At 73.6% G+C, this 20,976-nt stretch carries 20 protein-coding genes and 2 pseudogenes; 13 read left to right on the top strand and 9 right to left on the bottom strand.

Annotated features, from left to right (window positions below; all coding sequences use genetic code 11):
* Window positions 1-123: 123 nt before the first annotated feature.
* The 5 genes from AB0M11_RS37645 to AB0M11_RS37625 form a co-directional block, all read right to left on the bottom strand.
* Window positions 124-246, bottom strand: a complete 123-nt coding sequence (locus tag AB0M11_RS37645; protein WP_365712777.1) for a hypothetical protein — start codon at window positions 244-246, stop codon at window positions 124-126.
* Window positions 247-326: 80 nt separating this feature from the next.
* The gene (locus tag AB0M11_RS37640) at window positions 327-1,010 is read right to left on the bottom strand and encodes a response regulator transcription factor (RefSeq protein WP_365712775.1); all 684 of its coding nucleotides are present in this window, start codon (window positions 1,008-1,010) and stop codon (window positions 327-329) included.
* Complete coding sequence (locus AB0M11_RS37635) at window positions 1,007-2,263, bottom strand: sensor histidine kinase (protein WP_365712773.1); 1,257 nt, start codon at window positions 2,261-2,263, stop codon at window positions 1,007-1,009. Before AB0M11_RS37635 ends, AB0M11_RS37640 begins: the two co-directional genes overlap by 4 nt.
* Window positions 2,264-2,408: 145 nt before the next feature.
* A complete protein-coding gene (locus AB0M11_RS37630; RefSeq protein WP_365712781.1) occupies window positions 2,409-2,687 on the bottom strand; it encodes a hypothetical protein in 279 nt (92 codons plus the stop codon).
* Between the two features lie 28 nt (window positions 2,688-2,715).
* On the bottom strand, window positions 2,716-3,507 hold the full coding sequence (locus AB0M11_RS37625) for a PspA/IM30 family protein (RefSeq protein ID WP_365712771.1): 792 nt from the start codon (window positions 3,505-3,507) through the stop codon (window positions 2,716-2,718).
* Between the two features lie 199 nt (window positions 3,508-3,706).
* Here AB0M11_RS37625 and AB0M11_RS37620 point away from each other — a divergent pair, with 199 nt between their 5' ends.
* From AB0M11_RS37620 to AB0M11_RS37610, 3 genes are all read left to right on the top strand, one after another.
* Window positions 3,707-4,378 (top strand): DUF3043 domain-containing protein, encoded by a 672-nt coding sequence (locus AB0M11_RS37620; protein WP_365712769.1) that lies wholly within the window; start codon window positions 3,707-3,709, stop codon window positions 4,376-4,378.
* An 80-nt stretch (window positions 4,379-4,458) separates the two neighbouring features.
* On the top strand, window positions 4,459-5,163 hold the full coding sequence (locus tag AB0M11_RS37615; RefSeq protein WP_365712779.1) for a methyltransferase domain-containing protein: 705 nt from the start codon (window positions 4,459-4,461) through the stop codon (window positions 5,161-5,163).
* 73 nt (window positions 5,164-5,236) lie between these two features.
* Window positions 5,237-6,307: a trypsin-like peptidase domain-containing protein gene (locus AB0M11_RS37610; protein ID WP_365712767.1), complete on the top strand. Its 1,071-nt coding sequence runs from the start codon at window positions 5,237-5,239 to the stop codon at window positions 6,305-6,307.
* Window positions 6,308-6,359: 52 nt separating this feature from the next.
* On the opposite strand, the gene AB0M11_RS37605 is transcribed toward AB0M11_RS37610, so the two are convergent.
* Window positions 6,360-6,572, bottom strand: coding sequence for a hypothetical protein (locus AB0M11_RS37605; RefSeq protein ID WP_365712765.1), 213 nt, complete (start codon window positions 6,570-6,572; stop codon window positions 6,360-6,362).
* A 202-nt stretch (window positions 6,573-6,774) separates the two neighbouring features.
* Here AB0M11_RS37605 and AB0M11_RS37600 point away from each other — a divergent pair, with 202 nt between their 5' ends.
* On the top strand, window positions 6,775-7,974 hold the full coding sequence (locus AB0M11_RS37600; RefSeq protein ID WP_365712763.1) for a bifunctional adenosylcobinamide kinase/adenosylcobinamide-phosphate guanylyltransferase: 1,200 nt from the start codon (window positions 6,775-6,777) through the stop codon (window positions 7,972-7,974).
* A gap of 278 nt (window positions 7,975-8,252) precedes the next feature.
* On the opposite strand, the gene AB0M11_RS37595 is transcribed toward AB0M11_RS37600, so the two are convergent.
* Together AB0M11_RS37595 and AB0M11_RS37590 are read right to left on the bottom strand one after the other, a co-directional pair.
* Complete coding sequence (locus AB0M11_RS37595) at window positions 8,253-9,230, bottom strand: class I SAM-dependent methyltransferase (protein ID WP_365712761.1); 978 nt, start codon at window positions 9,228-9,230, stop codon at window positions 8,253-8,255.
* 164 nt (window positions 9,231-9,394) lie between these two features.
* Window positions 9,395-9,544, bottom strand: coding sequence for a hypothetical protein (locus AB0M11_RS37590; protein ID WP_365712759.1), 150 nt, complete (start codon window positions 9,542-9,544; stop codon window positions 9,395-9,397).
* 152 nt (window positions 9,545-9,696) lie between these two features.
* On the opposite strand from AB0M11_RS37590, the gene AB0M11_RS37585 reads away from it, so the two are divergent.
* From AB0M11_RS37585 to AB0M11_RS37565, 5 genes and pseudogenes are all read left to right on the top strand, one after another.
* Complete coding sequence (locus AB0M11_RS37585; RefSeq protein ID WP_365712757.1) at window positions 9,697-10,167, top strand: SPW repeat protein; 471 nt, start codon at window positions 9,697-9,699, stop codon at window positions 10,165-10,167.
* Window positions 10,168-10,345: 178 nt separating this feature from the next.
* On the top strand, window positions 10,346-10,843 hold the full coding sequence (locus AB0M11_RS37580; RefSeq protein WP_365712755.1) for a DUF5709 domain-containing protein: 498 nt from the start codon (window positions 10,346-10,348) through the stop codon (window positions 10,841-10,843).
* Between the two features lie 91 nt (window positions 10,844-10,934).
* Window positions 10,935-12,014 (top strand): nicotinate-nucleotide--dimethylbenzimidazole phosphoribosyltransferase, encoded by a 1,080-nt coding sequence (cobT, locus tag AB0M11_RS37575; RefSeq protein ID WP_365712753.1) that lies wholly within the window; start codon window positions 10,935-10,937, stop codon window positions 12,012-12,014.
* A 241-nt stretch (window positions 12,015-12,255) separates the two neighbouring features.
* Window positions 12,256-14,103 carry a phosphatidylglycerol lysyltransferase domain-containing protein gene (locus tag AB0M11_RS37570; protein ID WP_365712751.1) on the top strand — a complete coding sequence of 616 codons (1,848 nt, stop codon included), beginning with the start codon at window positions 12,256-12,258 and terminating at the stop codon, window positions 14,101-14,103.
* Between the two features lie 10 nt (window positions 14,104-14,113).
* Window positions 14,114-14,734 (top strand): annotated as a pseudogene (locus AB0M11_RS37565) (hypothetical protein); the annotation flags it as partial.
* A 41-nt stretch (window positions 14,735-14,775) separates the two neighbouring features.
* Here AB0M11_RS37565 and AB0M11_RS37560 read toward each other — a convergent pair.
* A complete protein-coding gene (locus tag AB0M11_RS37560) occupies window positions 14,776-15,603 on the bottom strand; it encodes a hypothetical protein (protein ID WP_365712749.1) in 828 nt (275 codons plus the stop codon).
* A gap of 116 nt (window positions 15,604-15,719) precedes the next feature.
* On the opposite strand from AB0M11_RS37560, the gene AB0M11_RS37555 reads away from it, so the two are divergent.
* The 4 genes and pseudogenes from AB0M11_RS37555 to AB0M11_RS37540 form a co-directional block, all read left to right on the top strand.
* Entirely contained in the window at window positions 15,720-16,514 is a 795-nt protein-coding gene (locus tag AB0M11_RS37555; protein WP_365712748.1) for an adenosylcobinamide-GDP ribazoletransferase, read from the top strand.
* Window positions 16,515-16,915: 401 nt separating this feature from the next.
* Window positions 16,916-18,463, top strand: coding sequence for a leucyl aminopeptidase (locus AB0M11_RS37550; RefSeq protein ID WP_365712747.1), 1,548 nt, complete (start codon window positions 16,916-16,918; stop codon window positions 18,461-18,463).
* A gap of 379 nt (window positions 18,464-18,842) precedes the next feature.
* Complete coding sequence (lpdA, locus tag AB0M11_RS37545) at window positions 18,843-20,231, top strand: dihydrolipoyl dehydrogenase (protein ID WP_365712746.1); 1,389 nt, start codon at window positions 18,843-18,845, stop codon at window positions 20,229-20,231.
* Between the two features lie 60 nt (window positions 20,232-20,291).
* Window positions 20,292-20,882: pseudogene (locus tag AB0M11_RS37540) on the top strand (biotin/lipoyl-containing protein); the annotation flags it as partial.
* Window positions 20,883-20,976 lie beyond the last annotated feature (94 nt).

Genomic DNA, 20,976 nt, shown 5'->3' with positions numbered 1-20,976 from the left:
CGGCGCGGCGGCCCCCCGCGCCCCGCGGCTCCGGCGGGGGGGCGGGCTTGCCCGCGCGCACCCGCGCGGCGGGGGGCGGCGGTCCGTGGGGGGGCGGCCCCCCCCCCGCCGCGGTTCAGCCGGTCACACCCCGGCCGGCGCCGGTTCCTCGGCCTTCTCGCCGCTCTTCTCCGCCGCGCTCTTCTCCGCCGCGCCCTTCTTCGCCGCGCGCTTCTGCACCCGGCGCTCCTTGCGGAGTTCGAGCATCGCGTACAGCGTCGGGACGAGTAAGCCCTGGGTCCCGTTCCACCCTGCCGTACTCCCGCCGCAGTACGGCCGGGTGGAGTTCACTCCATCCGCGGGCGGACCAGTCCCGACTCGTAGGCGATCACCACGAGCTGCGCCCGGTCCCGCGCGCCCAGCTTGGCCATGGCCCGGTTGACGTGCGTCTTCACGGTCAGCGGGCTGACCTCCAGGCGCTCGGCGATCTCGTCGTTGGAGTGCCCGCCGGCGACCTGGACCAGGACCTCGCGCTCCCGTGAGGTGAGCGCGTCGAGCCGCTCGGTGCGGGCCGGGTCGCGGCCGTCGTCGCCGAGGTCGCCCTGGGCCAGGAAGCGGGCGATCAGGCCCTTGGTGGCCGTCGGGGAGAGCAGCGCCTCACCGCCGGCGACCAGCCGGATGGCGCTGAGGAGTTCCTCGGGTTCGCTGCCCTTGCCGAGGAAGCCGGAGGCGCCCGCGCGCAGCGCCTGGACGACGTAGTCGTCGACCTCGAAGGTCGTCAGGATCACGACCCGGACGTGGGCGAGCGAGGGGTCGGCGCTGATCCGCCGGGTGGCGGCCAGTCCGTCCGTGCCCGGCATCCGGATGTCCATCAGGACGACGTCGGCCGCGCGCTCCTTGGTCAGCCGCACCGCCTCGGCACCGTCGGAAGCCTCGCCGACCACCTCCATGTCGGACTCGGAGTCGACGAGCACCCGGAACGCGCTGCGCAGCAGTGCCTGGTCGTCGGCGAGCAGGACACGGATCGTCATGCGGAATCCCCCAGGGCGGCCGTACGGCCCTTGGAACGACCGCTCGTACGGTCGTCGGCGTCGGTCTTGACCGGCAGGATCGCATGGACGCGGAAGCCGCCGCCGTAGCGGGGGCCGGTGGTGAGGGTGCCGCGCAGGGCCGTGACGCGCTCGCGCATGCCGAGCAGGCCGTGGCCGCCGCCGGCCTCGGGGGCGGTGTCCTCGCCGGAGCCGTTGTCGAGGACGGTGACCTCGATGTGCGGTCCCACGCGTACGACGCTCACCTCGGCCTTGGCGTCGGGTCCGGCGTGCTTCTGCACGTTGGTCAGGGCCTCCTGGATGATCCGGTAGGCGGCCAGGTCGACGGCGGCGGGCGCGGTGGTGCCCTGGTCGGCGCGCGCGACCTCGACCGGGAGGCCGGCGTTGCGGAAGGTGTCGGCGAGTTCGTCGAGGAGGTGCAGGCCCGGGGCGGGCTCGGTCGGCGCCGCGGGATCGTCGGACTGGCGGAGCAGACCGACGGTGGCGCGCAGTTCGTTCAGCGCGGACCGGCTGGCCTCGCGGACGTGCCCGAGCGCCTCCTTGGCCTGGTCGGGCCGCTTGTCCATGACGTGCGCGGCGACTCCCGCCTGCACGTTGACCAGGGCGATGTGGTGGGCGACCACGTCGTGCAGGTCCCGGGCGATGCGCAGCCGCTCCTCGGCGACCCGGCGGCGGGCCTCCTCCTCACGGGTCCGCTCGGCGCGCTCGGCACGCTCGCGGATGGCCTGGACGACCGCGCGCCGGCTGCGGACGGCGTCCCCGGCGGTGGCGCCGATGCCGGTCCAGGCGAAGATCGCGAGGTTCTCCTGGGCGTACCAGGGCAGCGGGCCCGCGACCATCGCGGCGGTGGTCAGCACGGTCATGGTGAGCAGCCCGGCCCGCAGGGTGGTGCGGCGGTCGGTGGTGACGGCGACGGTGAACAGGGCGATCACGGCCGCCATCGCGACGGGGGCGCGGGGGTCGCCGGTGACGCACTCCACGAGGGAGGCGGCGCCGGTGACGGCCAGGACCGTCTTCGGGGCGCGGCGGCGGAAGACCAGGGCGGCGGCGGCCAGCGTCATCAGGGCCAGGCTGAGGGGGGCCGGGACGCGGATGCCCCAGGCGACGCCGTGTGCGCTCTGCGGGGCGGCGAAAGAGCTCACGACCATGCAGACGAGGGCACCCGCGGCGATGACCGCGTCCACGGCGAGTGGATGGGCGCCGGCTCTGCAGCGGGCTCTTTCGAGAGTGCTCACGGTGTGAACAGTACGGGCGGTTCGTGCGGGCCGGAACTGTCGGCTCGGCCCGCTGCGGGCACCGCCGTCGGGGGCTGCCGCACCCGGATCCCGCTTCGGCCTGCCGGCCTCGCCCTCGAACGCCGGACGGGCTGTTCTCCTACCGTCAGCCCGGAATGAGCCCGTCGTCCCGGAGCAGTGCCCGGACCTCCTCCAGGGTCGCGTCCGGGGACGGGAGGATCAGGTCGGAGGGTTCCAGGGCGTCGTCGGGGAGCGGTGCGCCCAGGTCCCGGACCTTGTCCAGGAGGGCGGTCAGGGTGCGGCGGAAGGCTGCCTCGTCGCCGGACTCGATCTCGGTGAGGAGCTCGTCGTCCAGCTTGTTCAGCTCGGTGAGGTGGCTGTCCGCCAGCCTCACCTGGCCCTCCCCCATGATCCTCACGACCATGTCGGCCATGTCGCCCTCCAGGCGTCGGCTACTGCTTGTCGAAGCGTGGGGTGCCCTGCGGCTGCTGCGCCTGCCCGCCCTGACCGGTGCCGCCCTCGATCGCCTGCTGGGGCGAGCCGCCGGCGAGCTCGGCCTTCATCCGCTGCAGTTCCAGCTCCACATCCGTACCACCGGAGATGCGGTCCAGCTCGGCGGCGATGTCGTCCTTGGCCGTGCCGGTCGGGTCGTCGAGGGCACCGGAGGCGAGGAGTTCGTCGATGGCGCCGGCGCGGGCCTGGAGCTGCTGCGTCTTGTCCTCGGCGCGCTGGATGGCGAGGCCGACGTCGCCCATCTCCTCGGAGATGCCCGTGAAGGCCTCGCCGATGCGGGTCTGCGCCTGGGCGGCGGTGTAGGTGGCCTTGATGGTCTCCTTCTTGGTGCGGAAGGCGTCCACCTTGGCCTGCAGCCGCTGGGCCGCGAGGGTGAGCTTCTCCTCCTCGCCCTGGAGGGTGGCGTGCTGCGTCTCCAGGTCGGTCACCTGCTGCTGGAGGGCGGCGCGGCGGGAGAGCGCCTCGCGGGCGAGGTCCTCACGGCCGAGGGCGAGCGCCTTGCGGCCCTGGTCCTCCAGCTTGGTGGACTGCTGCTGGAGCTGGTTCAGCTGGAGTTCGAGGCGCTTGCGGCTGGTCGCCACGTCGGCGACGCCGCGGCGGACCTTCTGCAGCAGCTCCAGCTGCTTCTGGTACGAGTAGTCGAGGGTCTCGCGCGGGTCCTCGGCCCTGTCCAGGGCCTTGTTCGCCTTCGCGCGGAAGATCATCCCCATACGCTTCATGACACCGCTCATGGGCTTCGCGCGCCCCCTTCTGACGGACTCCAGCTCACCGATCCTGCGACAGAACCCACAGTACGGGCCCTGCGTCCATTACCGCACTGTTCGGGGACCGATGCGCTCATCCCCAAGGACGACTGCGGTCGGGTCCGCTCCGGCACAGGTAGGAGAGCCTCCCCGGAGTGAACCGTCTGCAACGTCCCCTCTGTCCCCCATGGAGACGACTGGCGTTGCGGGATCGTTCCCCACCGCGCTAGGGCCCACACCCCGGCACCCCGTACCCTTGGGTTTTGTGTTCCGTAGCCGTGCCAAGGACGAGAAGGCCCCCGCCGACAAGGCGCTGACCGACTCCAAGCAGATCCGTGACCCGCAGGCCCCCAAGGGCAGGCCCACGCCCAAGCGCAGTGAGGCCCAGTCCCAGCGCCGCAGCGTGGCCAACACGCCGACGACGCGCAAGGACGCCGCCAAGCGTCAGCGCGACGAGCGGCGCACCGCCATGGAGCGGCAGCGCCAGGCCCTGGCCACCGGTGACGAGCGGTACCTGCCGGCCCGTGACAAGGGCCCGGTCCGCAGGTTCGCCCGTGACTGGGTCGACTCGCGTTTCAACGTGGCGGAGTTCTTCCTGCCGCTGGCCGTGGTCATCCTGGTCATGAGCGTGGTCAACAACACGGCGATCAAGAACATCGCGCTGCTGCTGTGGCTGGTCGTGATCGTGCTGATCGTGCTGGACGCGGCCGTCAGCGGCTTCCGGCTGCGCAAGCGGCTGGCCGAGCGCTTCCCGGACCAGAACCGCCGGGGCGCCGTCGCCTACGGCCTGATGCGCTCCCTCCAGATGCGCCGGCTCCGGCTGCCCAAGCCGCAGGTCAAGCGCGGAGAGCGGCCCTGAGCGCAGAGCCGTTCTCCGGGGGTGCGGCGCAGGCCTGGCTGACCAGGCTCGGCGGGCTGCGTGACGTGGTACGACAGGAGCTGGTCGCCCGGCAGCTCGACGAGCAGATAGCCGGGCGGTTCCCGGTGGGGCAGCGGCTGCGGGTGCTCGACGTGGGGATGGGCCAGGGCACGCAGGCGCTGCGGCTGGCCCGGCTCGGGCACCAGGTGACCGGTGTCGAGCGGGAACCGACGATGATCGCCGCCGCGCGTCAGGCCCTGGCCGGTGAGCCGGAGGGCATCCGGGAACGGGTGCGGATCGTCGAGGGGGACGGGCGGGACACCGGCGTCCACTTCCTGCCGGGCAGCTTCGACGTGGTGCTCTGCCACGGGGTGCTGATGTACCTCGCGGAGCCGGACGCGCTGCTCGCCGGGCTGGCCCGGATGCTGGCCCCGGGCGGGCTGCTGTCGCTGCTGGTGCGCAACGCCGACGCGCTGGCCATGCGGCCGGGGCTGAGCGGCGACTGGGCGGCCGCCCTGGAGTCCTTCGACACCGTCTCCTACCGCAACCGGCTGGGCCTGGACGTCCGGGCCGACCGGCTGGCCGCGCTCACCGGCGCCCTCGCCGGCATCGGCGCCCCTCTGCAGGCCTGGTACGGGGTGCGGGTGTTCACGGACACCGCCGCGGACGACGCCGGCCCGCCCGCCGACCTGGAGACGCTGCTCGCGGTGGAGGAGCGGGCCGGGCGGACGGATCCGTACCGGGCCGTCGCCGCGCTGCTGCACCTGTGCGGGGTCCGCGGCTGACCGGGCCGTGGTGCCGCTCGTTCGGGCCAGCAGTACGCGCCGGAGGGTGACCGCCGCGGCGAGACTCGGGGGCATGGACGCTTCCCCTGCCCGCCGGGCCCTCCGTGCGGCCGCCGTGCTCGGCAGCTGCTGCCTCGCCCTCGCCTCCGGGTGTTCCGCCTTCGGGAGCGACGAGACCGCGGACACCTCGGCCGTCCGGGCGGCGGCCGTCCCGCTGGCGGCGGCCGATCTGCAGAACCAGTACCAGAAGGTGATCAAGAACGTCCTGCCGTCGGTCGTGCAGATCCAGGCCAGCAGCGACCTGGGCTCGGGCGTGGTCTACGACGGCGACGGACACATCGTCACCAACGCGCATGTGGTGGGCGGCGAGAAGAAGTTCAAGGTGACGACCGCCAACTCGGAGGAACCGCTCACCGCGACGCTGGTGTACTCCTACCCGCAGCAGGACCTGGCGGTCATCCGGCTCGACAAGGTCCCGGAGGGGTTGAAGGCGGCCGCCTTCGGGGACACCGGGAAGGTCCAGGTCGGGCAGATCGCGCTGGCCATGGGATCCCCCCTGGGGCTGTCGTCCAGCGTGACCGAGGGGATCGTGTCGGCGACCGGACGGACCGTCAGCGAGAACCCCGCGGGCGGCGGTACGGGCGCCACCATCCCCAACATGGTGCAGACCTCGGCGGCCATCAACCCCGGCAACAGCGGGGGCGCCCTGGTCAACCTGGACGGCCAGGTCATCGGGATTCCGACGCTGGCCGCGAGCGACCCGAACCTGGGTGGCAGCGCGGCACCGGGGATCGGGTTCGCCATCCCGGCGTCGATGGTGACGACGGTCGCCGACCAGATCATCAAGCAGGGGAAGGTCACCGACTCGGGGCGGGCCGCGCTCGGCATCGCCGGGCGCACGGTCGTCGACGTGAACTACCAGCCGGCCGGGGTGGCCGTGGTGACCGTGAAGCCGGGCGACGCGGCCGACAGGGCGGGCATCCGGCCCGGGGACATCATCACCCGCGTGGGCCGTGACGACATCACCACCATCACCTCACTGGCCGAGTCGCTGGCCTCGGACCGGCCGGGGCAGAAGACGACGGTGACCTTCAGCCGGGACGGCGTGAGCAGGACGGTGCCGGTGACGCTGGGCGAGCAGTGAGCCGGTGCCGGTCCGGGGCAGGCCGGCGTCGGCCGCCCCGGACCGGCACGCCTCAGGACTCGTCGGCGTGCAGACTCATCGGGCCGTAGATCTCGGTGGCGTCCTCGTAGAGCCGCACCTGGTCGGCGCCGCCGGCCAGCAGGGCCTTCCACTGCTCGCCGATCCACGACTCGGCGTCGCCCTGGGTGGTGAACACCTCGGGCTCGACCGCGGGCTGGACCTCCGTCCCGTCGGCCTTCTCGAACCGCCACGTCCATGCCGCCATGTAGGCCTCCTTTGATCCAACTGGTGCATCGTATAAGGGCGCCGACGAAAACTCCGCTGGTTGTGGGGCAGGTGCGGGGCCGGTGAGAGCCGAGCCCGCGGGCCGGTGGGGGCTGAGTGCGCGGTTCGCCGCGCCCCTTCGGTGGCGCGTCCTCCTGGACGCCGCTGGAGCGAGAACCGTCGGGACGGGTGAAAATCAGGGCGTGGAAGTGACTTTGCTCGGTACCGGTGCTCCCGCGGGGCTGCCTCGCCCGGACTGCCCCTGCGCGGCCTGCGCGTGTGCCGTCGGCCCGGAGGCACGGGCCGCCACCTCGTTGCTCGTGGACGGGACGCTGCTGCTCGATCTGACGCCGGGGTCGGCGTTCGCGGCGGCGCGGGCCGGGCGGTCGCTCGGGGGCGTACGGCAGGTGCTGCTGTCGCATCCCCACGACGGGCCCGCCGTCGAGCTGCCGGCCGGGCTGCCGCAGCCCGCCCGGGTGCCGGACGGGCGCGAGCTGGCGCTGCTGACGGGGCATCGGGTGCGGGCGGTGGCGATGGACGCGGGCGGCACCGGGTACGCGGTGACCGGCCCGGACGGGCAACGGCTGCTGTACCTGCCGCCGGGCGGTGCGCCGGCCGGACTGGAGAGCGGGAGCGCGGACTCGTACGACCTGGTGCTCCTCGACGTCGTGGGGCGGCCCGACGCGCTGGCGCGGCTGCGGGCGGTCGGCTCGGCCGGACCGGCCACGGACGTCGTCGCCGTGCACCTCGGCCACGACGTGCCGCCCGGTCAGGAGTCGGCCCGGCGGCTTGCGGCGGCCGGGGCGCGGGCGGTGCCGGACGGGACGACGCTGACGGTGGGGGTGTACGAGGACGTGCCCGACGTACCCCGGCGGACGCTGGTGCTGGGCGGGGCGCGGTCCGGGAAGTCGGTGGAGGCCGAACGGCGGCTGGAGTCCTTCCCCGACGTGCTCTACGTCGCCACGGGCGGTACGCGGGGCGGGGACACCGAGTGGGCGGAGCGGGTGGCCGCGCACCGGGAGCGGCGACCGGGGTCCTGGCGTACGACGGAGACGTGCGACCTCGTGCCGTTGCTGGCGCAGGACGGGCCGGCGTTGCTGATCGACTGTCTGTCGCTGTGGCTCACGGACGCGATGGACTCCGTCGGGGCGTGGGACGACACGGAGTGGGCGTCGGGCGGGGAGAAGGCGCTGCGGGAGCGGGTGCGGGAGCTGACGGAGGCGGTGCGGGCGACGCGGCGCACGGTGGTGGCCGTGTCCAACGAGGTGGGCTCGGGAATCGTGCCCGCCACGGCGTCGGGGCGGCGGTATCGCGATGAACTGGGCCGCCTGAACGCGGCGTTCGCGAGTGAGTGCGAGCAGGTGGTGCTGGTGGTGGCGGGGCAGGCGGTGGTACTGAGGTAGCAGGCCGGGGGGTGGGAACGCGCCCCGTAAGGGGCGCTGGGGCCCCCAGCCGAAGGCTGGGGGAGGAACTGCGCGAGCACCCCCCACCGGGCCGCAGGTCGCGCGACGGCGTCACCGCCCCAGCGGCGATTGCCCGCGGCCGGGAAAGAGCGTCCGGAGCTGGTGAGAAGCGCGCCACCTGCAGCGCCCCGTGAGGGGCGCTGGGGGTCCCCCCGGCCGAAGGCTGGGGGAGGAACTGCGCGAGGACCCCCCACCGGGCCGCAGGTCGCGTGACGGCGTCACCGCCCCTTTCTCGCGAGGATCCGGTACGCGTTGGAGAAGGGCGTCCGGCGCAGCAAAGGGGCCAGGACGTGGTCCGCGGCGCTCGCCACGGCGATCAGCGGCGCAGCCGCCCGCAGCCACCGCTTCGGCAGCAGCCGCCCCAGGGCCAGCCCGAGCGCCGCCGAGATGTCGTAGGGGAGGTGGGGCGACTTCCGGTCCGTCCGGAGGATCTCGCAGCCCTGGGACTCCAGTTCCGTCCGCAGGTTGTCGAGCGGCATCAAATGCAGGTGCCGGGGCTGCCCGTGCGGGATCCACCACTTGCCGAGGAGTCCGGCGAACGCGCTGCGCGGGTTCGGGACGTCGATCAGGACATGCCCGCCGGGGCGCAGCGCCGTGACGGCGGCGCGGAGTTCGGCGCGCGGGTCGGGCGTGTGCTGAAGGTGGTGGAACATGCTGACGACGTCGTACCGGGCCCGCAGCCGGGCCAGCACCTCAGGGGCGGCCAGGTAACCGCAGTGCGCCTCCTCGATGTGGCCGGCGGCCTGGGCGTCCGCCACGCGCAGGGTCGGGTCGAGGCCGTCGAAGGAGGTGTAGGCGAAGAGTTCCCTCGCCTGGCGCGGGAAGTGGGCGCGGCCGGTGCCGACGTCCAGCCAGCTCTCCGGCTCCGGCAGCGCCAGCATCGCGCGGGCCGCGGCACGGTGCCGGCGGCGGCCGCCGCGGGTGGCGTGCAGCCGGTCGGCGTAGTCCTCCAGGCGGCCGTCGTAGAAGTCCCGGTGGTAGAGGGCGAGGCCCGCCGGGGACAGCCTGGGGTTCTGGAAGACATGAGAGCAGTCCTGGCACTCGTCGACGGTGAACGTGCCGGGCCGGTGGTGGAGGAGGTCCGGCGTGCGCAGGCGGGTGCGCAGGCGCCGGGAGCCGCACCAGGGGCAGTCCTCGCGGCGCGGCTCGTGGAACCGGTCGGCGCCCGGGGCGGGTTCGGGCGTGCGCGGCGGCATGGGCGGCTCCCTGTGCTCCCAGTACTCCCTGAACGCAATCCACTGCAAACCGGAACGTATGGGATACCCGTCTCGCATGCCAAGGCGCCGTGCGGGTGGGGGGAGAACCGACGCCCGCCGGGAGGCGGCGGCAGGTGCGGTCAGCGGCCGGTGCCCGCCTTCGGTCAGTCCGTGCCGGAGTCGCTGTCGGGCTCCGGTTCGTCCTCGCCCTCCGCCTGCGACGGAGTGGTGCGGGGGATGTCGGCGCCGCCGGCGTCCGGCTCCCGCTCGCCCTCGGCCTGGGAAGGGGTCGGGATCGGGGTCGATTCGGTCATGGCGTCCTCCATGGTTCGGTGACCGGCCGAGTACCCGGCCGTCCGCCACACACGTCATGATTTATATGGTTTTGGGCGATCGCTGGGTACCCGGATGTCACCCGAGAGGACGAACCGTCCCGCTCCGAAGGCGAAAGACCGAGGTGAAAGAAATGACCACATCTCCCAGGCCGTCCATGGAGACGCACCCGGACCTCGTCGAGATGCGGCTGCGCCACGAGATGGCGGAGCGCGCGACGAGCACCGCACAGGGGCAGGCCGTCGAGGCGCTGGCGCTTCTCACCGGCGTCTACCTGGCGGCCTCTCCGTGGATCGCCGGCTTCAACGGCCTGTCCACCCTCGCCGTCACCAACCTGATCGTCGGCCTCGCGTACGCGCTGGCGATGAGCGGCGGGTTCGGCCGGGCCTACGAACGGACCCACGGCATGGCGTGGTGCGCCTGCCTGCTGGGTCTGTGGACGATCATCGCGCCGTGGGCCGTCGCCGGTTCGGTGCACACGACCAGGACGATCGTGAACAACGTCGTCACCGGCGCGGTGGCCTTCCTGCTCGCGCTGGCCGCCGCGGCGACCGCTCGGGCAGCGGAGTCGTCGACCCGCAGGGGCGGCATGGCGGCACGGTAGACCGGGCCCCGCGGCCCGCCGCACGGTAGACCGGCCCCGCGGCCCGGAGCGGCAGCGAGCCGCCGGTCGGACGTCGGCGCCGCTCCGGGCGCACCGTCCGGGGTGGACGGAGCATGATCCGTCCGGTTCTCGGTACTTCGGGAGTCGTCCACCGGTGATCGGAAGGAAGGGGCCGCACATGAGCGACGACAGCAGGGCGGACGACGTCTACCAGCCCGTCGGCGGCAACGAGGAGCAGGAGGACGCCGCGCCGCTGGATCTCCAGGACGCGGTCGACGAGCGCGGCTACGACGAGATGCTCGACGAGGGGTACTCCCCGCCCGAGAAGCCCCTGGGGGTGACCCGGTCCGGGACCACCGCGGCGGAGCAGCGCACGGGCGAGTCCCTCGACGAGCGGCTCGCCCAGGAGGTCCCGGACGTGACGGCGTCCGAGGAGGACGGCATCGGGGACCTGCCGGGCGGCGACGGCGAGCCACGCGACCCGGAGGCCGGCGACCGCCGCGCCGGACGCCTGGTGGCGCCGGACGAGGGGGTGCGCACGGACACCACGAAGGAGGCGGTCGCCGAGGACGCCGGCGTGGACGGCGGCGCGGCGGGCGCGGAGGAGGCGGCCGTCCATGTCGTCCCCGACGAGTTGCCGCCGCCGGCGGGCGACCGCCCGGCGCCGCCCTGGTGAGAGGGGGCCGTCACCCGCTCCGAGCAGGGCCGCGGAGCGCGGCGGGAGACACCGGGGGAAGCGTTCGTTCGGGGCCGGTACTGTTCGGCGAATGAGCTCGCTTAATCTCGACGATTTCACCGATCTGATCGAGCGCCCCGACGGCGGTGTGCGCCGTGACGCCGAGGCGCGCCGGGAGCGGCTGATCGTGCCGCCCGGGTCGCTGGGCCGCCTCGACGACCTGGGTGAGTGGCTGGCCGCCGCGCAGGGTTCGGTACCGGTACGGCCGGTCGAACGGCCACGGGTCCTGCTCTTCGCCGGTGACCACGGCGTCGCCGAACTCGGCGTCTCCGCCCGGCCCGCGGGCAGCGCCGAGCTGCTGGTGCGGGCGGTCCTGGAAGGGGCCAGCCCGGTGGCGGTCCTGGCCCGGCGGCTCGGGGTGCCCGTGCGGATCGTCGACATGGCGCTGGACTGCGACCCGGACTCGCTGCCGGAGGAGGTCGTACGGCACCGGGTGCGGCGCGGCAGCGGCCGGATCGACATCGAGGACGCGCTGACCCTGGAGGAGGCCGAGGCGGCCTTCCGGGCGGGGGTCGCGCTGGCCGAGGAGGAGGCCGACTCGGGGACCGATCTCGTGGTGCTCGGTGACGTCAGCGTCGGCGGTACCACGGCGGCCTCGGTGCTGGTCGCCGCGCTGTGCGGGACGGACGCGTCGGTGGTGACAGGACGGGGCGGGCTCGCCATCGACGACCTCGCGTGGATGCGCAAGTGCGCGGCGATCCGGGACGCGCTGCGGCGGGCGCGGCCGGTGCTCGGCGACCAGTTGCAGTTGCTGGCGACGGTCGGCGGGGCGGACCTGGCGGCGATGACCGGGTTCCTGTTGCAGGCGGCGGTGCGGAAGCTGCCGGTGGTGCTCGACGGCGTGGTGGTGGCCGCCTGCGCACTGGTCGCCCAGCGGATCGCGTTCCGGGCGCCGGACTGGTGGCTGGCCGGCCACGACAGCGGGGAGCCGGGGCAGGCGAAGGCGCTGGACCGGATGGCCCTGGAACCCCTCCTCGCCCAGGGCGTCACGCTCGGCGAGGGCACGGGCGCGCTCCTCGCCCTCCCCCTGGTCCAGGCCGCAGCGGCCCTGGCAGCGGAACTCCCGGAAAAGCCCCAGAAGCCAGAAGCCGAGGAGAAGCCGGAAGAGTAGCGGTCCGGCCGGAACGGCACCGCCGAAAACGCCGTTCCGGCCGATCGCCGTCGCGATGGAAAGAAGAGGCCGGCCAACACCCCCCAAGGGGCGCGGGGAACTGCGCGAACGACCCCCACCACGCGGCACCCGACGAGCGACCGGCACCGGCGACAGCGAGAGCGCACCGGTTGCGTCGAAGCCCGCGGCTCGTGTGCGTACGGCGGATTTCGGGGTGAGGACGCCCATATGATCGCTCTCCATGGGAGATGTCCGAATTGCCGGGGAGCGGTGTGAGGGACGTGCGCCGGGGCGGCGGGGCGCCGGGGTTTCCGGGCGGGCCGCCGCCTTCGCCGTGTGGTACCTGCGGGCCGTCGCCTTCGTCAACTTCCTCAGCGCGGTGTGGCTGTCGCTGGGGCAGGACGTGCGGCGGCACAACCAGGAGAACCTCTTCACGCCGTACCTGCTGACCGCCGGCTTCGCCTCCGGCGTGTTCACCGCGTTCCTCGCGATCACGACGCGGCGCCGGAAGCGCGCCGCGTGGATCCTCAACCTCGTGCTGAGCGGCCTCTTCCTCGCCCTGTTCGCCTTCGCCATGGCGTTCCCGGAGATCCGGCGCTACGCGCAGAACTGGATCTCCCTCGCGCTGACCGCCGCCTTCGTCGGGGCGCTGCTCGTCGGGCGGCGGGAGTTCTACGCCAAGGGCGACCGGTCCAACCCGCGGCTCGCCGCGACCGTCGCCGTCGGCGGCGGCATCACCGCCTCCCTGCTCGCCGCCCTCCTCGTGACCGTCACCGACCAGGCGCCGCACGCCGAGCGCTCGACGTTCCTGGAGCGCTGGCACTACGGCACCCTCCGCCTGGTGTCGGTCGCCGCCGACCCGTCCCGGTTCCCGTACATCGCGCCGCCCAACTGGGTGAACGTCGTCATCAACGTGCTCAGCACGCTCCTCGTGCTCGCCGTCCTCTACGCCGCCTTCCGCTCCCGCCGGGCCGTCGACCCGATCACCGAGGACGACGAGAAGCAGCTGCGGGCTCTGCTGGAGCGGCACGGCGAGCGGGACTCGCTCGGGTACTTCGCGCTGCGCCGGGAGAAGAGCGTGGTGTGGTCGCCGACCGGGAAGGCGGCGGTGGCGTACCGGGTGGTGGGCGGGGTGAGCCTGGCCTCCGGGGATCCGCTCGGGGACCCGGAGGCGTGGCCGGGGGCCATCGTGCCGTGGCTCGGCGAGGCACGGGCGCACGGGTGGATCCCCGCGGTGATGGGGGCGGGCGAGGAGGCCGGGACCGTGTACGCGCGGCACGGGCTGGACGCGCTGGAGCTGGGCGACGAGGCGATCGTCGAGGTCGCCGAGTTCACCCTGGAGGGCCGGGCGATGCGCACCGTCCGGCAGGCGTACAACCGGGTCGGGCGGGCCGGGTACGCGGTGCGGATCCGTCGGCACGAGGACATCCCGGCGGACGAGATGTCGGAGCTGATCCGGCGCGCCGACGACTGGCGGGACGGGGCCACCGAGCGCGGGTTCAGCATGGCGCTGGGGCGGCTCGGGGACTCCCGGGACGGGCGGTGCGTGATGCTGGAGTGCACGGACGGACAGGGGGAGTTGCGGGCCCTGCTCTCCTTCGTGCCGTGGGGGCCGGGCGGGCTCTCCCTCGATCTCATGCGCCGGGACCGGGACTCCGACAACGGACTGATGGAGTTCATGGTCATCGAACTGCTGCGCCGTGCCGGGGAGATCGGGATCACGCAGGTCTCGCTCAACTTCGCGATGTTCCGGTCGGTCTTCGAACGCGGTGCGCGGCTCGGCGCGGGACCGGTGCTGCGGCTGTGGAGGTCCTTGCTGAGCTTCTTCTCCCGGTGGTGGCAGATCGAGTCCCTGTACCGGGCCAACGCCAAGTACCGGCCCATCTGGGAGCCCCGCTTCCTGCTCTTCGAGAAGAGCGCGGACCTCCCGCGCATCGCCCTGGCGTCGGCGCGCGCGGAGGGGTTCCTGGAGGCGCCGGGACTGCCGAAGTGGGTGCATCGCAGGCAGCTGGAAACACAGCGGCTGGAAACAGAGCGGGGCACGGAGGCGGGCACGCGAAGAGACGCGCAGCGAGACACGCACGCATGAGGACCACCGCATGAAGCCGTTCGCCCACTGGGCCCGTGCCGAGTGGGGGCTGTTGTACGCCACCGTGCGCGGCCCGCTGGCCAAGCGCCGGCTGCGGGCGGTGCCGATGACGGCCGCGGCGGCGTGCCTGACCGCGCTGCTGCAGTTCACGCAGAACCAGTCGTGGGGCTACCGGTTCGTGCAGGACGCGGGGGCGGTACGTCCGGAGGACCCCCTCTGGGCGGCCCTGCTGCGCACCCCCCTGTCGCTGTTCGTGCCGGCCCTGGACCTGCCGGTGTGGGGGGCGCTGGCCCAGCTCCTGGTGGTGTTCGGGCTGGCCGAGGTGTGCCTGGGCTGGTGGCGGACCCTGACCGTCGCGTACGTGGCGACCCTGGCCGGCACGCTGTACGCGCGGTTCGCCATCGCGTTGGGGCCGCACGGTCCTCTCGGGCTGCCCGCCTCGGACGCCCGGGTGGTGGACACCGGTCCGTCGGCCGCCGTCGTCGGGGTCGCGGTCTACCTGGGCTGGCGCTACGGCGCCTACCTCACCGCCGGCGCGGTGGCGGCCGCGATGGCGGTCGAGGTGGCGGTGAAGGACAACCTCGCGGGCAAGGAGCACCTGGCGGCCCTCGCGGCCGTGGCGGCGCTGTGCGTGGCGGCCCCCGCGGGGCGCCGGCGGTGGCACCGCCGGCGTCACCGGCGGCCGGAACCGGGGCCGGAGCCGAGGTCGGTGCCGGAGCCGGGACCGAGGTCTGGGCCGGGACCGGGCAGCCGGGCCGGTTCGGGGCGGTCGGGTCTGCCGCCGATCCAGTCCTGAAGGGTCCGGCTGAGCCGGGACCAGCGGCGGTCGTGGTGGTAGGAGCGCAGCCCGGCGCGGGCCCGCGCGCGCGGCCGGTTGCCGTAGAAGCGGCGGGCCCAGGGCGAGCCGGGGCGGGCCAGGCGCACCGCGCCGACGATCGCGACCAGCGGAACGACCACCCCGAAGATCGCGGTGCGCGCCTTGCCCTTGCTCAGGGCGACGAGGGAGAAGGCGAAGTTGGCCACGACGTTCGCGAGGACGGTCCCCCGGCCCTGGAGCTCGTCCGTCGTGAGGTCGTTGACGCCGAACGGCGAGAACCCGGCGAGCAGCAGCCCCACCAGCGCGGCCGTGATGACGACGACCTCGACGCTCTTGCGGCCCTCCTCGGTCCAGTAGACGTCGCCGAGGTGCAGGATCAGCGCGAACTCGTCGAGGACGAGCCCCGCGCCGATGCCGAAGACGATCGCGGCCAGGGCCGCGCCCAGGCCGTTGCGAGAACTGGCGACCGCGCCGAAGCCGCCGACGACGACGAGGACGACCCCGGGGACCACGTGGTGGATGTGCAGGCCGCCCGCCCGCACATTGCCGAACGGGCCCTTGCCGGCCCGGATCAGCCGGGTGATGGCCCGGGTGACCACGAAGGTCAGGACGAAGGAGGTGAGGGCCAGCAGCAGCGGGAGTTTGCCCGGCTCGATGATGTTCCGCTCCAGCCAATGTCCCATGTGCGCACTTTATCCCCGGCCCTGTCACCGGCCCCGTCGCCGCCCGTGTTCCCTGCCGTCATCCCGCCGTGCGGCCGGGGAGACCGCCCTTGCTGACCTCCGGGTAACCTGCGCCGGTGGCTACGACCTCTGCGACTCCCTGGCCGGACGGCGTCCGCTTCGCCTTCGGCACGCTCACCGTCTTCCCCGTGAAGGTCACCCGCTGGGACCGCGAGGCGGCCCGCGGCGGCATGCTGTCCGCTCCGCTGGCCGGCCTCGCCGTCGGCCTCTGCGCGGGGGCGGTCGGGGCGCTGCTGGTGGTGCTCGGGGCGAGTGCGCTGCTGGCCGCGGTCGCCGCCGTCGCCGTACCGGCCGTGCTCACCCGGGGACTGCACCTGGACGGCCTCGCCGACACCGCCGACGGCCTGGGCAGCGGCAAGCCCGCCGAGGACGCCCTGCGGATCATGAAGCAGTCCGACATCGGACCGTTCGGGGTCATCACGCTGGTCCTCGTCCTGCTGGGCCAGGTGGCCGCGCTGGCCCAGGCGTACGGCGCCGGGTGGGCGCGGGGCGCCCTGGCGGCGGTCGTCGCGGCGACGGTGGCCCGGCTGGCGCTGACGCTGGCGGCGGTGGAGGGGGTGCCCGCCGCCCGGCCGGAGGGGCTGGGGGCGGCGGTGGCCGGGGTGGTGCCCAAGGTGGGGGCGACCGTCGTCACGTTCGCGGTGATGCTGCTGGCGGCCGGCGCCGGGGCGCTGGTCGGAGCGGGCGACAGCCTGCGGGCGCTGCTCGCGGTGGTGGTGGCCGAGGCAGCGACGGACGGGCTGCTGCGGCACTGCAGGCGGCGGCTGGGCGGGGTGACCGGCGACGTCTTCGGGGCGCTCGCGGAGACGGCGGCGACCGCGGCACTCGTGGTGTTCTCGATCGCGGGCTGACGGAGCGGACCGCACGGACGCGGGACGGACGGACGCGGGACGGACGGACGCGGGACGGGCGGACGCGGGACGGGCGGACGCGGGACGGGCGGACGCGGGACGGGCGGACGCGGGACGGGCGGACGCGGGACGGACGGACGCGGGACGGGCGGACGCGGGACGGGCGGACGCGGGACGGGCGGACGCGGGACGGCGGGTGGACCGGACGCCACCCTCAGGTGAACGACCGCAGGAATGAGCCGGCGCACGCACACGCGTAGGCTCGTCCCGGGTGTTCGCCGACGGGGTGAAGGCCCCGGTCGCAACGAGCCCCGAGGGCATTGCCTGGGGTCGCTCCCCGGGCCCGGTCGACCCACCCGCTCGGCACAGCAAATCAACATCGGAAGCGAGATCCCACCACCGTGACTGCTCTCACACTCAGCACCTCAGCGGCGCCCGGCCTCCGGGCCGACGCGATCGTGATCGGTGTCGCCCAGGGCGCCAAGGGCCCGGTCGTAGCCCCGGGCGCCGAAGCCGTGGACTCGGCCTACGACGGCAGGCTCGCCGCCGTCCTGGAGACCCTCGGAGCCTCGGGTGCCGAGGGCGAACTGACGAAGCTGCCCGCTCCGGCCGGCTTCAAGGCCCCGCTCGTCATCGCGGTGGGCCTGGGCAGCGAGCCCGGCCAGGACGCGGAGTACGAGGCCGAGGCGCTGCGCCGGGCGGCCGGTGTCGCCGCCCGCGCGCTGGCCGGGGCCAGGAAGGCGGCCTTCGCGCTGCCCGTCGAGGACGCGGCCGCCGTGGGCGCGATCGCCGAGGGCGTGCTGCTCGGCGCCTACTCCTTCGACACGTACAAGGAGAACGGGGCCGCCGGGGCCGGCACCGGCAAGAGCGCCAAGGCGAAGAACGGCAGGGCTCCGCTCGCCGAGGGCGTGCTGCTCGGCGGCAAGCCGCGGGACGCCGCCCACAAGGCGGCCCTGGCCCGCGCCACGGCCGTCTCCGAGGAGCTCAACCGGGCCCGGGACCTGATCAACACCCCGCCGAACGACCTCACGCCGGCCGCGTTCGCCGCGATCGCGCAGGGCGCGGCCAAGGAGCACGGCCTCAAGATCCAGGTCCTGGACGACAAGGCGCTCGCCAAGGACGGCTACGGCGGCATCCTCGGCGTCGGCGGCGGCTCGGCGGCGACCCCGCGGCTGGTGAAGCTGTCCTACACGCACCCCGAGGCCGACAAGCACCTCGCCTTCGTCGGCAAGGGCATCACCTACGACTCGGGCGGCATCTCGCTCAAGCCGGCCGGCCACAACGAGACGATGAAGTGCGACATGAGCGGGGCGGCGGCGGTCTTCGCGGCCGTCGTCGTGGCGGCGCGGCTCGGGCTGCCGGTCAACGTGACCGGGTGGCTGGCGCTGGCCGAGAACATGCCGTCCGGCACCGCCGTGCGCCCGGGTGACGTGCTGCGCATGTACAGCGGCAAGACCGTCGAGGTGCTGAACACGGACGCGGAGGGCCGGCTGGTGCTCGCCGACGCGCTGTGGGCGGCGTCGGCGGAGCGGCCGGACGCGATCGTGGACGTGGCGACGCTGACCGGCGCGATGGTGCTGGCGCTGGGCAGCCGGACGTTCGGGATCATGTCCAACGACGACGCGTTCCGCTCCGCGGTGCACGAGGCCGCGGAGGAGGTGGGCGAGCCGGCGTGGCCGATGCCGCTGCCGGAGCACCTGCGCAAGGGGATGGAGTCGCCGACCGCCGACATCGCGAACATGGGCGAGCGGATGGGCGGCGGGCTGGTCGCGGGCCTGTTCCTGCGGGAGTTCGTGGGCGAGGGGATCACCTGGGCGCACCTGGACATCGCGGGGCCGGCCTTCAACGACGGGGGTGCCTTCGGGTACACGCCGAAGGGGGGCACGGGGTCCGCGGTGCGGACGCTGGTGCGGCTGGCGGAGCTGACCGCTGAGGGCGAGCTGGGCTGACGTCGGCTTTTGTGGGCGGGACCCCGCGTGCGGGTAGGGCGGGGTCCCGTCGCCCACTGCCCCGGTCCGTTCCGTCGTCGGGCGGATGCGGGCCGTGGGGGTTCTCGCGCAGTTCCTCCCCAGCCTTCGGCCGGGGGTACCCCCAGCGCCCCTTACGGGGCGCTCTGCCTCGCGGCGTTTAACAAGTGAGCGTGTGGTGTCTCACACTCCAGCCCCGCGTCTCGTTCACCTCCGACAAGTGCGAAGATGGGGCTCGGCAGGACAGGGCCCCACCCACAGGGCCGAAGAAGAGCGGCCGGACACCAGCCGACCGACCGGTCAACCACCCGTATGGGACCAAGGTGCCCGGCGTACGGCGCACATGCATGGAGGACGTGACGTGGCGAACGACGCCAGCACCGTTTTCGACCTAGTGATCCTCGGCGGCGGTAGCGGCGGTTACGCCGCGGCCCTGCGCGGGGCGCAGCTGGGCCTGGACGTCGCCCTGATCGAGAAGGACAAGGTCGGCGGTACCTGCCTGCACCGGGGTTGCATCCCCACCAAGGCCCTGCTGCACGCGGGCGAGATCGCCGACCAGGCCCGCGAGAGCGAGCAGTTCGGTGTCAAGGCCACCTTCGAGGGCATCGACGTGCCGGCCGTCCACAAGTACAAGGACGGCGTGATCGCCGGTCTGTACAAGGGTCTGCAGGGTCTGATCGCCTCGCGCAAGGTGACGTACATCGAGGGCACGGGGCGGCTGTCCTCCCCCACCTCCGTGGACGTGAACGGCCAGCGCATCCAGGGCCGCCACGTGCTCCTCGCGACCGGCTCCGTGCCGAAGTCGCTGCCGGGTCTGGAGATCGACGGCAACCGCATCATCTCCTCCGACCACGCCCTCGTCCTGGACCGCGTGCCGAAGTCCGCGATCATCCTGGGCGGCGGTGTCATCGGCGTCGAGTTCGCCTCCGCGTGGAAGTCCTTCGGTGCCGACGTCACCGTCATCGAGGGCCTCAAGCACCTCGTCCCGGTCGAGGACGAGAACTCCTCGAAGCTTCTTGAGCGCGCCTTCCGCAAGCGCGGCATCAAGTTCAACCTGGGCACCTTCTTCTCGAAGGCCGAGTACACCGCCGACGGCGTCAAGGTCACCCTCGCCGACGGCAAGGAGTTCGAGGCCGAGATCCTGCTCGTCGCCGTCGGCCGCGGTCCGGTCTCCGCCGGTCTCGGTTACGAGGAGCAGGGTGTCGCCATGGACCGCGGCTACGTCCTGGTCGACGAGTACATGCGGACGAACGTCCCGACCATCTCCGCCGTCGGCGACCTGGTCCCGACGCTCCAGCTCGCGCACGTCGGCTTCGCCGAGGGCATCCTGGTCGCGGAGCGCCTGGCCGGTCTGAAGACGGTCCCGATCGACTACGACGGCGTACCGCGGGTGACGTACTGCCACCCCGAGGTCGCCTCCGTGGGCATCACCGAGGCCAAGGCCAAGGAGATCTACGGTGCGGACAAGGTCGTCGCTCTGAAGTACAACCTGGCGGGCAACGGCAAGAGCAAGATCCTCAACACCTCCGGCGAGATCAAGCTCGTCCAGGTGAAGGACGGCGCCGTGGTCGGCGTCCACATGGTCGGCGACCGCATGGGCGAGCAGGTCGGCGAGGCCCAGCTGATCTACAACTGGGAGGCGCTGCCCGCCGAGGTCGCCCAGCTCATCCACGCCCACCCGACGCAGAGCGAGGCGCTCGGCGAGGCCCACCTGGCCCTGGCCGGCAAGCCCCTGCACTCGCACGACTGACCCTCGGTCGACACACGCGACGACTCAGACTTCCGCAATTCGTAAGGAGCAACCGAAACCATGGCGGTTTCCGTAACCCTTCCGGCGCTCGGCGAGAGCGTCACCGAGGGCACCGTCACCCGCTGGCTGAAGGCCGAGGGTGAGCGCGTCGAGGCCGACGAGCCGCTGCTCGAGGTCTCGACCGACAAGGTCGACACCGAGATCCCGGCCCCCGCCTCGGGCGTGCTGGCCTCGATCAAGGTCGCCGAGGACGAGACGGTCGAGGTCGGCGCCGAGCTGGCCATCATCGACGACGGCACGGGTGCCCCCGCTGCCGCTCCCGCCCCGGCCGCCGAGCCCGCCGCCGCCCCGGCCCCCGCCGCTCCGGCCCCCGCGCCGGTCGCCGAGGCCCCCGCCGCCCCGGCCCCGGCCCCCCCGGCCCCCGCGGCCGCCGCCCCCGCCGCTCCGGCCGGTGGCGCGTCCGGCACGGACGTGGTCCTGCCCGCGCTCGGTGAGTCCGTCACCGAGGGCACCGTCACCCGCTGGCTGAAGTCGGTCGGCGACTCCGTCGAGGCCGACGAGCCGCTGCTGGAGGTGTCGACCGACAAGGTGGACACCGAGATCCCGGCGCCCACCTCGGGTGTGCTGCTGGAGATCACGGTCGGCGAGGACCCAGGTCGGACGGGGCGCCGGGGAGCCGGTGGTCAAGGGCGATGTCGAGATCGAGGCTCGCGGTGCCGGTGACCCGCTGCACGATCACGTCGTC

Source organism: Streptomyces sp. NPDC051987, assembly GCF_040680735.1.
Lineage (GTDB): Bacteria > Actinomycetota > Actinomycetes > Streptomycetales > Streptomycetaceae > Streptomyces.
This window is presented reverse-complemented; position numbering and strand designations above follow the sequence as displayed.

Excerpts from the sequence above, each read along its gene's own strand:
- AB0M11_RS37595 (WP_365712761.1), bottom strand. The coding sequence starts at position 9,230 with ATGCCGCCGCGCACGCCCGAACCCGCCCCGGGCGCCGACCGGTTCCAC.
- AB0M11_RS37625 (WP_365712771.1), bottom strand. The coding sequence starts at position 3,507 with ATGAGCGGTGTCATGAAGCGTATGGGGATGATCTTCCGCGCGAAGGCG.
- AB0M11_RS37570 (WP_365712751.1), top strand. The coding sequence starts at position 12,256 with ATGGGAGATGTCCGAATTGCCGGGGAGCGGTGTGAGGGACGTGCGCCG.
- AB0M11_RS37640 (WP_365712775.1), bottom strand. The coding sequence starts at position 1,010 with ATGACGATCCGTGTCCTGCTCGCCGACGACCAGGCACTGCTGCGCAGC.
- cobT (WP_365712753.1), top strand. The coding sequence starts at position 10,935 with ATGAGCTCGCTTAATCTCGACGATTTCACCGATCTGATCGAGCGCCCC.
- AB0M11_RS37620 (WP_365712769.1), top strand. The coding sequence starts at position 3,707 with ATGGAGACGACTGGCGTTGCGGGATCGTTCCCCACCGCGCTAGGGCCC.
- AB0M11_RS37610 (WP_365712767.1), top strand. The coding sequence starts at position 5,237 with ATGGACGCTTCCCCTGCCCGCCGGGCCCTCCGTGCGGCCGCCGTGCTC.
- AB0M11_RS37580 (WP_365712755.1), top strand. The coding sequence starts at position 10,346 with ATGAGCGACGACAGCAGGGCGGACGACGTCTACCAGCCCGTCGGCGGC.
- AB0M11_RS37645 (WP_365712777.1), bottom strand. The coding sequence starts at position 246 with ATGCTCGAACTCCGCAAGGAGCGCCGGGTGCAGAAGCGCGCGGCGAAG.
- AB0M11_RS37585 (WP_365712757.1), top strand. The coding sequence starts at position 9,697 with ATGACCACATCTCCCAGGCCGTCCATGGAGACGCACCCGGACCTCGTC.
- AB0M11_RS37630 (WP_365712781.1), bottom strand. The coding sequence starts at position 2,687 with ATGGTCGTGAGGATCATGGGGGAGGGCCAGGTGAGGCTGGCGGACAGC.
- AB0M11_RS37605 (WP_365712765.1), bottom strand. The coding sequence starts at position 6,572 with ATGGCGGCATGGACGTGGCGGTTCGAGAAGGCCGACGGGACGGAGGTC.
- AB0M11_RS37590 (WP_365712759.1), bottom strand. The coding sequence starts at position 9,544 with ATGACCGAATCGACCCCGATCCCGACCCCTTCCCAGGCCGAGGGCGAG.
- AB0M11_RS37560 (WP_365712749.1), bottom strand. The coding sequence starts at position 15,603 with ATGGGACATTGGCTGGAGCGGAACATCATCGAGCCGGGCAAACTCCCG.